Annotated in this window: 10 protein-coding genes; 3 read left to right on the plus strand and 7 right to left on the minus strand. The window is 47.2% G+C overall.

The window, feature by feature from the left end:
• Positions 1–3 precede the first annotated feature (3 nt).
• Both LAQ65_RS15545 and LAQ65_RS15550 read left to right on the plus strand, forming a co-directional pair.
• Entirely contained in the window at positions 4–1,119 is a 1,116-nt protein-coding gene (locus LAQ65_RS15545) for a serine hydrolase domain-containing protein (protein WP_224117914.1), read from the plus strand.
• Between the two features lie 9 nt (positions 1,120–1,128).
• Entirely contained in the window at positions 1,129–1,647 is a 519-nt protein-coding gene (locus tag LAQ65_RS15550; RefSeq protein ID WP_224117915.1) for a GNAT family N-acetyltransferase, read from the plus strand.
• Between the two features lie 41 nt (positions 1,648–1,688).
• Here the strand turns inward: LAQ65_RS15550 and LAQ65_RS15555 are convergent, their stop codons facing one another.
• The 4 genes from LAQ65_RS15555 to LAQ65_RS15570 form a co-directional block, all read right to left on the minus strand.
• The gene (locus LAQ65_RS15555) at positions 1,689–2,891 is read right to left on the minus strand and encodes a TraR/DksA C4-type zinc finger protein (protein ID WP_224117916.1); all 1,203 of its coding nucleotides are present in this window, start codon (positions 2,889–2,891) and stop codon (positions 1,689–1,691) included.
• A 38-nt stretch (positions 2,892–2,929) separates the two neighbouring features.
• Positions 2,930–6,310: an isoleucine--tRNA ligase gene (gene ileS, locus LAQ65_RS15560; RefSeq protein ID WP_224117917.1), complete on the minus strand. Its 3,381-nt coding sequence runs from the start codon at positions 6,308–6,310 to the stop codon at positions 2,930–2,932.
• A gap of 187 nt (positions 6,311–6,497) precedes the next feature.
• A complete protein-coding gene (locus LAQ65_RS15565; protein ID WP_224117918.1) occupies positions 6,498–8,447 on the minus strand; it encodes a c-type cytochrome in 1,950 nt (649 codons plus the stop codon).
• Between the two features lie 14 nt (positions 8,448–8,461).
• Positions 8,462–10,297 carry a family 16 glycoside hydrolase gene (locus LAQ65_RS15570; protein WP_224117919.1) on the minus strand — a complete coding sequence of 612 codons (1,836 nt, stop codon included), beginning with the start codon at positions 10,295–10,297 and terminating at the stop codon, positions 8,462–8,464.
• A 218-nt stretch (positions 10,298–10,515) separates the two neighbouring features.
• Here LAQ65_RS15570 and LAQ65_RS15575 point away from each other — a divergent pair, with 218 nt between their 5' ends.
• A complete protein-coding gene (locus LAQ65_RS15575) occupies positions 10,516–11,295 on the plus strand; it encodes a glycoside hydrolase family 16 protein (RefSeq protein WP_224117920.1) in 780 nt (259 codons plus the stop codon).
• Between the two features lie 325 nt (positions 11,296–11,620).
• Here LAQ65_RS15575 and LAQ65_RS15580 read toward each other — a convergent pair whose 3' ends face one another.
• The 3 genes from LAQ65_RS15580 to LAQ65_RS15590 all read right to left on the minus strand — a co-directional run bounded on the left by LAQ65_RS15580 (position 11,621) and on the right by LAQ65_RS15590 (position 13,376).
• The gene (locus tag LAQ65_RS15580; protein WP_224117921.1) at positions 11,621–11,833 is read right to left on the minus strand and encodes a hypothetical protein; all 213 of its coding nucleotides are present in this window, start codon (positions 11,831–11,833) and stop codon (positions 11,621–11,623) included.
• Positions 11,834–11,963: 130 nt separating this feature from the next.
• Complete coding sequence (locus tag LAQ65_RS15585; protein WP_224117922.1) at positions 11,964–12,413, minus strand: hypothetical protein; 450 nt, start codon at positions 12,411–12,413, stop codon at positions 11,964–11,966.
• A gap of 9 nt (positions 12,414–12,422) precedes the next feature.
• Positions 12,423–13,376 carry an RHS repeat-associated core domain-containing protein gene (locus LAQ65_RS15590; RefSeq protein WP_224117923.1) on the minus strand — a complete coding sequence of 318 codons (954 nt, stop codon included), beginning with the start codon at positions 13,374–13,376 and terminating at the stop codon, positions 12,423–12,425.
• Positions 13,377–13,509: the final 133 nt, after the last annotated feature.

The following is a 13,509-nucleotide window of genomic DNA, read 5'->3' on the forward strand; positions in this document are numbered from 1 at the left end:
GGTATGAAAAACTGGTTGGCATTATTGTTATTGCTATCCCTTTGCTCCACGGCAAGGCCCAGCGAACAGGGGCCGCTACAACGTGTTGATTCCCTGCTGCATGCAAGGTATACAGCCGATGCACCGGGCATTGCCATAAGCATTGTTGAAAAAGGTAAAACGACTTTCTCAAAAGGTTATGGCATTTCATCGCTGGAAGGGAAGGGGAAGATTTCACCAGCCACAACATTTAATATTGCTTCCCTGACCAAGCAATTTACCGCGATGGCCATTTTGCAACTTGCCGGCAAAAATAAATTGTCCCTGGATGAGAAGATCGGACATTTCCTTCCGGAGCTCAACAAAAAAATCGGTGGACAGGTTACTATCCGGCAACTGCTGAACCATAGCTCTGGCATAGTGGATCATTATGCGTATACCGATACTAACAACCTTCATCATGCGCACAATAGCACAGCGCTTACCGCCATTAAAAATATCGACACTACGTATTTCACCCCGGGCAGCCAGTTCCGGTACAGCAATACGGCCTATTGCCTGTTGGCCCTGGTCATTGAAAGGGCAAGCGGGCTTTCTTATGCAGCTTATATGCAACAATACATTTTCCAACCCGCAGGCATGAAACATACAGCTATATGGAATGAAAGCCGGGCAAACAATACAGATGCCGCCGGTTACGACCTCGATAGCGTTTCGAAGCGGTTTGTTGCATCCGGCGCTGCTGAACATATCTTCTTTTCCACCGAAGGCGATGGCGGCATTTATACTACTGTTGAAGACTATACGAAATGGTTCACCGCCCTGCAATCGGGAAATGTTTTCCCGAAACAACTTGCCAGCCTTGCCAGGTCACTGCAGTTTGCCATAGATGCCAGGAACAAAACGGGTTATGGTATGGGCTGGTTTGTTGATGAGCATACACAACCTGCCCTTGCTTACCATAGCGGCTCAAACGGCGGCTTTAATTCTTATAGTTTTACTATTCCCGGAGAAGGCTTTGCAGTGGTTGTTTTTTCCAACCGGTCAGATATAAACCTGGAATTACTGGTACAGCAAATTATAAATATCCTGCTGCCGGGTAGAAAACCTTTTACCAAAATCCAATCGCTCACTTCCTAAACCTTCCATATGCCTGTAAGCATTGCAAAAGCAGCGGATATTGCCGAATTGGTACAATTGGTAAACAGTGCCTACCGGGGAGAAGGTTCGAAGAAAGGCTGGACCACCGAAGCTGACCTGCTGGTGGGCGGAATACGGGTAAATGAAGATCGCATGGCAGCAATGCTGCATAACCCGGCCAACACCATCTTAAAATATACTAACGACCAAAACCAAATTATCGGTTGTGTATTACTGGCAGAAAAAACTGGCTATGTATACCTGGGCATGTTAACGGTATCACCCGAATTGCAAGGCGCAGGTATCGGAAAAGAATTGCTAAAGGCAGCCGATGAATTTGCAAAAGGTATTGGCAAACACAATATACGCATGACCGTTATAACCGCCCGCACTGAACTCATTAACTGGTATAAGCGGCACGGTTACCAGGATACCGGGGAAAGGCTGCCATTCCCTTATGAACCCGGTTTCGGTGAACCCAGCCAGCAACTGGAGTTCGCCGTCCTCGAAAGAAAATGGCCGCAGTAATGCGGCCATTTTCTTTCAATTCACCATTCACTATTCACCATTCACTTATTCATAGTATTCTTTGCTTCGATGCTCAGCGTAGCATGGGGCACAGCCTTCAGCCTGGCTTTATCGATCAGCTTACCGGTAACCCGGCAAATACCATAGGTCTTGTTTTCAATACGCATAAGGGCCTTCTCCAGGTGGTCAATAAAAGTGATCTGGCGGCTGGCCATTTGGGCAAGCTGTTCACGTTCCATACTCACACTGCCATCTTCCATGGTCATGTAACGGCTTTCACTTTCATCTCCGCCCATCTCGTCCTTACGGGTAATCAGTCCCTGGAGGTAAGCCAGTTCCTTTTTCGCGGCATCCAGCTTTTTATTGATCAGGTCTTTGAATTCAAGTAATTCAGGGTCACTATAACGCTGGGTTGGTCCCTGGGGAACAGCGGCATTCTGGTCAAGCACGCTTTTTGTAAAATCTGGATTATAGGGTTGCACAGTTTTCGTTTTTATTTCGGGCACCACCATTTTTGTGGTTCTTTTTTCCGGGGGTGGCACCGGTTTTTTAATGGGGATAGGCGTTGTTTGCTTGGAATCATCTTTTACTGCGGGTTTTGGCGGCATTGGCCTTAATCCCTGGCGGATGATTTTCTTAACTGGCGCTTTCTTGCTAGCCTTTGGAGCCGGAGCAGGTTTCTCTGCAACTGCGGGTTTCTCTGCTACCGCAGGTTTTGCCGGAGCTTCGGGCTTAGCCGTTACTGCTACTGGTTTAGCCGCTGCTACTGGTTTTACCGCTGCTACTGGCTTTGCCGGCGCAGCCGGTTTAGCTGGTGCAGCCGGTTTAGCCGGTGCTTCCTTAACAGCAGCAGGCTTCGCAGCCGCAGGTGCTTTAGATGGCGCAGCTTTAGACGGGGCAGCTTTAGATGGCGCTGTTTTCACTTCTGGTACTTTCTTCACCGGTTCTTCTTTTTTTAGGGTTGGTTTTGCTGCAGCAACGGGCTTTGCAGGAACTGCTGCTTTTGCAGGAGCAACTGGTTTAACTGTTTTTGCAGGGACAGATTTGTTTGGGGCAGCTTTCGCAACGGGTTTAGCCGCCGGCTTAGCTACTGCTTTTGCAGGGGCTGGTTTTGTCGCAGCTTTTTTAGCCGGCGCGGCAGGCTTTGCTACTGGTTTGGCAGGAGCTTTTTTCGCTGGCGCGGCTTTCTTTGCCGGAGCAACTTTTTTGGCGGCAGGTTTAGCGGCCTTTTTCTTTGTTGCCATACATTGTTCCTTTTATCCGGTGATGAATTTTCTATATGTCAAGCGCGGGAAGATTTATCAACCCAAACTTTTATTGCTTTTTCATTCACTTCAATAGGCATTCCATCTGCAAGGTGGTCTACCATTTCAAGCTCATCGGCCAGTACTTCTTCCTTGATATAGGGTCCGAACTGCCTGATGGACTCTGCCAATGACCCCGCTTCACCCAGTTTTACCTGGATCCTGTCGGTGAGATCATACCCATTGTCTTTCCTGATTTTCTGGATCCTGTTCACTAACTCCCGGGCGTTGCCTTCCTGTTCAAGCTCGGGGGTAACCGTTACATCCAGGGCCACTGTCAATGATCCTTTTGAGCTAACCATCCAGCCCGGGATGTCTTCACTGGTTATTTCAACCTCATGGATTTGTAATATTAAGGGTTCGCTATCAATTTCCAAAGAATATGAACCTTCTTTTTCGAGCCTGGAAATATCTGCCTGGCTGAAATTCCCGATCGCGGCAGACACTGCTTTCATTTTCCCGCCCAGCCTTTTGCCCAGGGCCTGGAAATTCGCCTTGATCTTCTTCTTTATAAACCCGTCAGCATCAGTCAGGTATTGTATTTCCTTTACGTTCACTTCACTTTTTACCAGGTCCTCAACTTTCAGCAGCTGCGCTTTCGTAACCGGGTCCAAAACCGGTATGAGTATGCGCTGTAATGGCTGGCGGACCTTGATATTCACTTTCTTACGCAGTCCCAGTACCAGGGAAGAGGCATCCTGTGCCAGTTGCATCCTTTCTTCCAGGGCAGGGTCTATTTTGGCCGCATCAGCGGTCGGATATAAAACATGGTGCACAGAACCTTCGGTAAACCGCTGGGTCACCCCGTTCAGGTTGCCAAAAAGCCAGTCCGCAAAAAACGGCGATACCGGCGCTATTAAACGGGAAATCGTTTCCAGGCACTCGTACAGGGTCTGGTAGGCACTGATCTTATCTGCGGAATAGTCTCCTTTCCAGAACCGGCGGCGGCAAAGCCTTACATACCAGTTGCTCAGGTGCTCATCAACAAAATCTTCCACGAGGCGACCGGCCTGTGTTGGTTCGTAGTCGTCAAAGGCCGCGGTTACCTCTTTTATTAAGGTGTTCAGGGAAGACAGGATCCAGCGGTCGATCTCGGGCCTCTGGTCCAGCGGGATGGCGGCTTCCTTAAAGGCAAATCCATCCACATTGGCATAAAGCGCAAGGAACTGGTAGGTATTATATAAGGTACCGAAGAACTTGCGTTGCACTTCGCGGATTCCTTCAAGGTCAAATTTCAGGCTATCCCAGGGGGATGCGTTGGTGATCAGGTACCAGCGGGTGGCATCTGCACCAAAGGTTTCGATGGTCTTGAAGGGATCCACCACATTACCCAGGCGCTTGCTCATTTTGTTGCCGTTCTTATCGAGCACGAGGCCATTCGACACTACGGTCTTATAGGCTACACTATCATATAATAATGCACCCAGGGCATGGAGGGTATAAAACCAGCCACGGGTCTGGTCCACCCCTTCGGCAATAAAGTCGGCGGGATAGTTCGTATCGAATGGCGCCTTGAATGGCCGCTCATCGCCGGCTTTCAGTTTTTCGTAATCCAGTCCCCATTGCGCATAAGGCATGGCCCCGCTATCAAACCAGACATCAATCAGGTCGGGTTCGCGGTACATGGGTTTCCCGGATTCGCTCACCAGCACCACATCATCCACATATGGTTTATGCAGGTCGAGGATGCCGTCGTGTAAATAATGGGTATTGATATCCCCGCCCAGCACTTCGCTGGCCCTGCGGATTTCTGTATTCAGTTCTTCAATGGAGCCGATGCATTTTTCTTCATTGCCATCGGTTGTGCGCCAGATAGGCAGGGGTGTTCCCCAATATCGGCTGCGGCTGAGGTTCCAGTCCACCATATTCTCAAGCCAGTTGCCGAAACGCCCTTCGCCGGTGGCTTTGGGCTTCCAGTTGATGGTTTTGTTCAGCTCTACCATCCGGTCTTTGATGGCCGTGGTCTTGATGAACCAGGCGTCCAGCGGATAATATAAAACCGGTTTATCTGTACGCCAGCAATGCGGGTAACTGTGTTCGTATTTCTCTACCTTGAAAGCCCGGTTTTCTTTTTTCAGTTTTACGCTGATGTCTACATTCACATCCACATAATTGGGATCGTCTTTGTAGTTCTTCACGAAACGGTTGCTGAATTCCCCCAGCCCGTCTACAAATTTTCCTTCCCGGTCAACCAGTGTTAAAATGCCGATGCCGTATTTCCGGCCTACTTTATAGTCATCTGCACCGAATGCCGGGGCAGTATGCACGATACCGGTACCGTCTTCAGTGGTTACGAATGTGTCGAGTAAAATGCGGAAGGGATCGCCACCGGATTTCTCCGCTGTGCTGGCTTCGTATGGCAGTAACTGCTCATAACGGAGACCCTCAAGTGCCTTTCCCCTGAAGCTGGTTAAGATAGTCCAGGGCAGGATTTTGGTCTCTGCAGTATACGCTGCGAAATCGCCGTTCTCACCTTCCGGTTTGAAGTATTTGCCCAACAGGTTTTGCGCCAGTACAACATTCACCGGCAGGTGGGTATATGGATTGAAGGTCTTCACCAATACATAATCGATATTGGGTCCGACAGTGAGTCCGAGGTTGGATGGCAGGGTCCAGGGTGTGGTAGTCCAGGCCAGGTAAAAAACTTCAGCGTCGAGGGTAGAACCCATTTGGGCAGCTTCAAATAAGAAGGCGCTCTGGGCAGTGCTGATTGCTTTGAACATCGCCACTACGCTGGTATCTTTCACATCCTTATAGGTACCGGGCTGGTTCAGTTCATGGGAGCTCAGGCCCGTTCCTGCAGCCGGCGAATAGGGCTGGATGCTGACACTCTTATATAGGAGACCTTTCTGGTGCAGGCGTTTAAGGCACCACCAGAGGGTTTCGATGTATTCGTTTTTGAAAGTGATATAAGGGTCATTCAGGTCGACCCAATAGCCCATTTTTCGGGTAATATCATCCCATTTGTCCTTGAAGCGCAGTACGGCTTCGCGGCATTTCTGGTTGTAGGCTTCAACGGAAATCGTTTTGCCGATATCTTCTTTGGTGATGCCCAGTTCTTTTTCCACACCCAGTTCAATCGGCAGGCCATGGGTATCCCATCCGCCCTTGCGTTTCACCTGGAAGCCCTGCATGGTTTTATAGCGGCAGACCAGGTCTTTCAGGGTACGTGAAATAACGTGGTGGATGCCCGGCATACCGTTGGCGCTGGGCGGTCCTTCATAAAACACAAATGGGGTTGCCCCTTCGCGCAGGGAAACACTTTGCTCGAAAGCCTGGTGCTCAGTCCATTTGGCCAGGATTTCGGTCTCAATGGCCGGTAAATTCAATTGCTGAAACTCGCGGTACTTCGCTGCCATATATAAACTCGCTGATTCTTAACTACTTATGAATTCTTTTCTTTGAAATAGACGCGAAGTTACTGAATTTTGATGGGTGTTGGACGGGGAGTTGTTTCGTAATATAAAAGTTTTAAAATACTCCATTCTTTAATGAAGGGTAACCGACAATGCAATTAAAGCAGCGGTGGCCGCCACAGGCAAGATTCTACTGTACAGTTGAATTTGCCTTCTCCAGTGATTTGATCCACTGTGCTATTTTCTGTGCATCTTCTTTAGGCACATGCGACATGGGTGGCATGGGCGTTGAATAACCAGGCCAGTCTTCCGGCTTTGGATTACGGATGAGTTGAATAATCTTATCAATTGAATAACGGCGTTGGGCCACATCATTAAATGCCGGGCCAACCTGGCGCTTCTCAGCATTATGGCAGGCGACACAGGTGTATTTTACCAGCAGGGGTTTTACCATTTCATAACTGGTAGCCGTAGCTGCACTTGATTTTCCATTTGTTGCTGCCGCGGTTTTTGTTGCAGCAGCCGAATTCCTGGTGCTTACTTCACCCAAGGCCAGCCCCTGCCCTTTCGGGATATTGTTGAGGGTATAATATGCGGTTGGGTGTACCAGTGAAAATGAATTTTCCTTATCCCTTATACCATCCAGCGTTATCGTATGGATATAATAAGGCCGCAGGTTGCTGACAATGATCCTGGCCCTGAGGCCATCGCCTGACACCTTCACCCCTTTCACCGTGCACTTTTCTGTATTCACAGGTGGTGAACCATATACTGCCTGGTATTTATAGATATAGCTTTCCACTTTATAAGAGGCCAGGTCTTCCGCATATTTCCTGTCAACCGGCTTGGTAAACTCAATCTCAAAACCATCCGGCATTGCCCTTACCGCGCGCATTTCGAAGGGAACTTTATTATTCCACACCAGCCTTTGCAGGCCTTCATTCGCGTCGCCGGCAGAGCCCCAGCCGCGGTTGGTTTCCCCCACAAACAGGGATCCGTCACCTGCCCAGGCCAAACGGACAATGCCCGACTGGAAACCACTCCTGAATTCAATGGCAGCGCCCTGGTACTCGCCATTGACCTTTTCCATGAACACCCGGTCGATCTTACTCTGGCCCTGGTCACCCACCAGCAACTGGCCAGTAAAAGGACCAAATACGCCTTCCGGTATTTTTACAATTTCCGAATTTGATATGCCGAGTATGCCATGCGGTAACCACACTGCCGGCAGTTGCAGTTCCGGAATGGATTTTTTCACTTCAGCCAGGGTCTGGAACTTTTCATTGACTATATTTTCCGGTTTTACCGGGTTGCCCTGCTTATCAAATTCCTTACGGGGATTCACCAGTGCGTATACCTGTTCCTGTTTTACATGCACGGGTGAATTGGGCTGGCCTGCCCAGCGTAAACCTGCAGGGTGGCCAGTAAACGCGCCTTTCTTTAATTGTATGATACTGCCCGACCCAACCCAGTCGCCCTGGTTATCGGTGTAAAATAATTCATCGCCTATCATGCTCAGTCCGCAGGGCGAGCGCATGCCTGTTGCCCAGGGTTCCATGCTTCCGTCTTCATTAATATGCAGGACCCAGCCCCGCCAGGGTACAAAGCTTTGCGGATGCCACCAGTCTGGCCCGAAGCCCAGGTTTAAGGAAACGAAAAAGGAACCATCCGGTGCCAGCTTGGGACCGAAACTGTATTCATGGTAATTGCCTGAAATAGGCCACTGGTACACTGTTTCAATCACATCGGCCTTACCGTCGTTGTCGGTATCCATTAACTTCGTCAGCTCGCCGCGCTGCACGCAATACAAGGCGCCATTCTTATAAGCAAGTCCCAATACCTCGTGCAGTCCCGAAGCGAACTTCCTGAAGTATGGTTTTTGCGTTGTAGGGTTTTCAACAATAAATATATCGCCCCTGCGGGTTGTTACACCAAGATTGCCATTGGGTAAAGTACACAGGCCACCAACTTCCAAAATCATACCCTCCGGTGCGGGCACCCGCATGATCCGGAAATAATCATCTTCTTTGGCTGATTCTGCCTGGCCATAACTGTGATAGCCAAACGCTGCCATAACCACACAGGCCAGCACCTGTTTTACAACATGCTGCAAATAGCTAGTCAATTCATTCTTCCTCATAAAAATTTCTATGTTTAAAACAGGATTGTATAAATAATTTTTGCCCCGGCCGGTAACAGCAACTCCTGCTGGCCGCCAGATTCCCTGATGATTGGTTTCACCCCTGCCGCATCATCAACCTGTATGTAATACCTTCTGTCATCAATTGCATATATGCCTCCGGGTAACATTTCGATGTTCCTGCCACTGGCCAGTAACGCATAGATATCTTGTGTTGGTCCCTGCATGGTTATTTCCCGCCGTATGCCTTTGCCATTCGCTGTTACATAAATGGCATCCGTTATATTGTTACCATAAATCAGGTACCGGAAAGCCGGGCGGTTTGCTTCATCCAGGCGGTATCCTTTAGGCCGGTATACTGTACCTGCAGAGTCGGTTGGCCAGGGCTGCTGCAGGGAGGAAAGTTTTTGCAACAGGAAGTTTGATTTACCCAATGCCAATATGGTTCCAACAGGCCGTGATGAACCATCTCCCCTTTCATGCCACATGGGAGTGGCATCTAAAAACCCGCCGCGCCAAAGCTGCACCACACTGCCTTTTTCCATATCATAAGTATAGTGCAGGTTCAAGGGACTGCCGACATTTACAGCATGCACAATCCGCTGACCGGGTATATCCATAAAAGAATGTAACAGTGTATTAGAACCGGCATTCACCAATATAGGATCGACCATTTCCCCGGAACTGGTATTGGCATCGCTGATGGTGAATTCACGGATACCCGGCCCCGTTATGGATAGTCCCAGTCCGGGGTTAGCCCAGTCGTTGTACTTGGAATAAATGAGTTCAAAGGGTAAATTACCGGCAAGCAGTGTAGCCTTGTACTGCCCTTCCTGGCCGCTTTCCGGGGCAAGAGGCTGGTTATTGATTTTTAGAAAACCATCACCGCCGGGCGTATTTAAACTGAAGTGGTATTCACCGGATTCCTTTACCTGCAGGGTTCCGGTATAGCGCAACAGGAATTCATTTTTAACCGGCGTGATATTGGAGCTGAGGATTACAGCTGCGCCTTCAGCCTTAGGCTTTAGCTTATTGTAATCCGGCAGGGTCTCAAACTTTCCTTCATAAACCCTGTAGTGTAAATTGGCCAGTTCAGGACGAGGCTTATCATACTTTGTGATCCGGATATTCCTGAACGCTACCGTGCCATGATCACCCTGCAGCATTAATGGCCCGCTGGGCACTTCGATATTACTTGCAGAAGACCTCGTGGGGCCAGATAATGATATTCCTTCCTGGACCAGCACTCCATTCAATTCCACGCGAAGCATACTGGCATTTTCAATTTTGTGGCCGCTTGCATCAAAGCGCGGTGCCTGGAAAACTATTTTCATATGCTGCCACAAGCCCGGTGCGCGACTTACATTCTGCCTGGGTGCAGTCCCTTCATAGCCTTGCTGGCCTTCGGGCCTAGCGTCATCCCAGCGCTCATAAATACCGCCGTTGTCGGACGACTTTGCGCTGGCAACGCCCCAGCTATCGAACAACTGCACTTCATAACGGCCCTGCAGGTAAATGCCCGAATTAGCACCTTTAGCCATCATGTAATCGAGCTCCAGGTCAAGGTCGCCATGCTCCATATTGGTAAACAGGTCCTGGCCACGCCGGTTTTCATCCGAGAGGTTGACCAGGACACCGCTGCCTTTTTTCAGGTTGAAACTGTTATCCTTATTAAGGTCAGCCGAAAGGTCGCCGGCAAGCTGCCAGCTGTTGCCCGGCGACTTAAAAAAAGAAAGATCGGTAAGCGGCACAACAGTTTGTGCCTGCACTGAAGCTGAAGTTAGCAGGAGGAAAACAGTCCCGCGCCTAAGCCCCTTCCAGACCAGGGAAGCAAAAGTTATTTTTTTCATGGTAAAAAACCGGCAGGAGCCGGTTACAGTTATGGCGATTAAATAAATGATGTTGAATTTAGCGGCATTCCGGGAAAAGCACCACTCCTAAATTACTGTAAACTGCTTCTATTTTATTGCCGGGTGGCCTGCACTACCTGCAAAACACAGTATTTTTATAAAAAATAGTCGGTACCGACCCTTGTCCCGACCACTAATTAATATCGACAACTTTAATTATGAAATCCTTAATTGTAAAGTTTATCGCATTGACTCTTTTTATTCCATTCCTGAGTTGTAAAAAAGTACAAGCAGGTGATCCAAAACCAAAACTGGTATGGTCAGATGAGTTTAACACCAATGGAAGGCCAGATCCCGCCAAGTGGATATTCGAAACAGGGACAGGGTCAAATGGCTGGGGAAATAATGAGCTGGAGTACTATACCGACCGCGTTGAAAATGCAGTTGTGCAGGATGGGGTATTAAGGATCACAGCAATAAAGGAGAACTATAAGGGGAGCCAGTATACATCAGCAAGGATGATCACAAAAGGCAAATTCGAGTTCAAATACGGCAAGGTAGAAGTAAGGGCGAAGCTACCAGCCGGAGTGGGCACCTGGCCGGCGATCTGGATGCTGGGAGGTGATATAGGCACGGCAGGCTGGCCAGCCTGCGGTGAAATAGATATAATGGAACATCGCGGCAGTGAACCAAACAAGATATTCGGGACCCTGCATTATCCTGGTCGTTCCGGCGGAAATGCCGATGGCAATACCAGGGTCATTGACAATGCCACTACCGGGTTCCATATTTACTCGGTGGATTGGTCTGCAAAGGCCATTAAGATTTATGTAGACGGCCAGTTGATCCATACCGTAACCAATTCAGCCGGCATTCCCTTTAACAAGAATTTTTTCTGCATCCTGAATGTGGCCATGGGTGGTGGTTTTGCAGGAGCGGTTGACCCGGCTTTCACCAGTGCAGCGATGGAGGTGGATTATATCAGGGTATACCATTAAGTAGTTTACAACGCAGTGGCGGTGGCGGATTTCAAAAAATAAAGTGTCAATTTGTATAAGCTTTGCTTAAGGTGATCATTAAGGTTTGCATAGCCGTTACATAGCCGCTACATAGCCATTGCATAGCCGTTGCAGTCTAATCTATGTCTCATCTAAGTCTAATCTAAGTCTAATCTAATAGTCATCCTATAGCCGTTAAATTTTCCGGTAATTGCGGAATTGTAGCATGAACTATAATGAATTGGGTGCGTTCCAATTCACCTTACGCAACACTCCTTAGGCATTAACCAGGCACCAAAAATCAAACCATAACCGCTATTTTTCTTCAATTATGTGACGGGCTATACTCATTCCTGTGACGGGCTGTACTCATTCCTGTGATGAATGTCCATTTTACCTCGAAAACACCTCTTTGGGGAAAAGCGGTGGAACAGGGAATAAATGCGGCGGCTGCATTTTGAAACCCATATTCATCTGCAACTGCCTTCGGCTTCCGCCATTCGCTATGATGACGTTCGCGTGTAGCCTGTGGATACATTTCCGTTTACCATCCATTACACCGTACCAGAATCGCAGATAATAATCCTGAGAGTCTTCAATACATTTCAAAATATAGTGGATTAATTATTAATGATCCTTTCAGAGAAACATCCTTTTGTCGTTAATTCTTATATCCCCGACCAATTTGATGATACAAATATCCATTTCTCCTGATCACAGGAATATTCAAATATAACCTTTGCTCCGCCTCCATTTGCGAAATTGTAATTTTTATTCTTATAAGTTATATAATAGTCGATTATGGTAACGACGAGTTTATTTTTAATCAACACAGGAAAAACTTTCCACGCTCTAATTCCCTTCTTAATCAGCCTTCTATTTTCTTTGGAAAAGATAGCAATTGATTTAAAATTCTGCTGATCTTTATCTAATATTAAAATGTAAGGATTATTATTTTCATCTACTAAATGAATGACTCTTTCTCCAGGAGTTGATGAATGCAATGAATTTTGTATAATAATTGCAGAATCAATCATTTTTTTATACTCATCAATTTTGCCTTGGCTAAAAGAAGCGTAACTAACAAAAAATGACCATATCAATAAGATATTTTTCATGGATACAAACTATTTGGGTTTGACAAAATATTTCTGAGGAATAGTCGCAACAACACCAGTATTATTATACATGTATACAGTACCATTCCCTCTGGAAAAAACATAGTTTATCTTGCTACCACTATTTTTAATATCAATATCTTTTGACGGTGCATTCTGGAAAGAGCCTGAGCTTGTTGTCCCGCCAATTGTATTGGCCCCAGGGCCCTCTGATCTTGTTCCACTAGGATGAGAATGAAATTCCGATCGCAAGCCATTATTTGTTATACTAATACTAGCATTCTTATCGACTAATGGATTGGACACTGGACCTGGAGCATCCTGCACCACCGTGCCATCAAGTTTAATTGTTCCCCCATACTCTCTGTTATTAGCATCATCAGTACCACCTTTCCCATTGTCTTGATTAACAATATCTACCATACCTTGCCGGGTATCCGATCTGCCAGCTATTTCAACGCTATTCTTATATGCAATATCATTGCCCTCAAACGCAGCAGTATTCCCATCATTATCTTTAATAAATTTCTCAGTTTCTTTCCTGTCATCCTTCGATATTCCTGCGGAAGGAGCCTCACTATCAAACTTTTTCTGCGTGGTTTTAATGACATAAACTTTACCATCATTCTTTCCATCACTACCGACTTTTTCACCATTCTCGTTTAAAAAATCACCCGGAACCATACCATCTGGATCTATAAACCTAATCGGATTATTAAACGCATAATTATATGGAGAATGCCGACGCATCTGATCAGCCTTAGGATCTATCACATGCCATCTTCCAATTTGTGGATCGTAATTCCTTGCACCGTAATCATACAATTCAAGGCCTGATCCATCACTAAACTCTTTCTCCTGCTTTTCCTTGCCGTTGTATTCATACTTGTTATCGAGTTTCCCAGCCGCTTTGGAAGATATTCCTGCCATTGTTAGCCCGAACGGATAATAATCATCGTCCATTCTTGGCTAGGCTGTCCATTTCACTGGAAAAAACTTCTCAGCCATCTCAAAGAACTGCTTACAACACCCAAAATAGACATTTCCTTTGCATTTAATATTTTTCAGTTCTAGTTTAATTTGACTATAATCAAAT

Origin of the sequence: Flavihumibacter profundi (genome assembly GCF_020076305.1) — a bacterium.
Taxonomy (GTDB): Bacteria; Bacteroidota; Bacteroidia; order Chitinophagales; family Chitinophagaceae; genus Flavihumibacter; species Flavihumibacter profundi.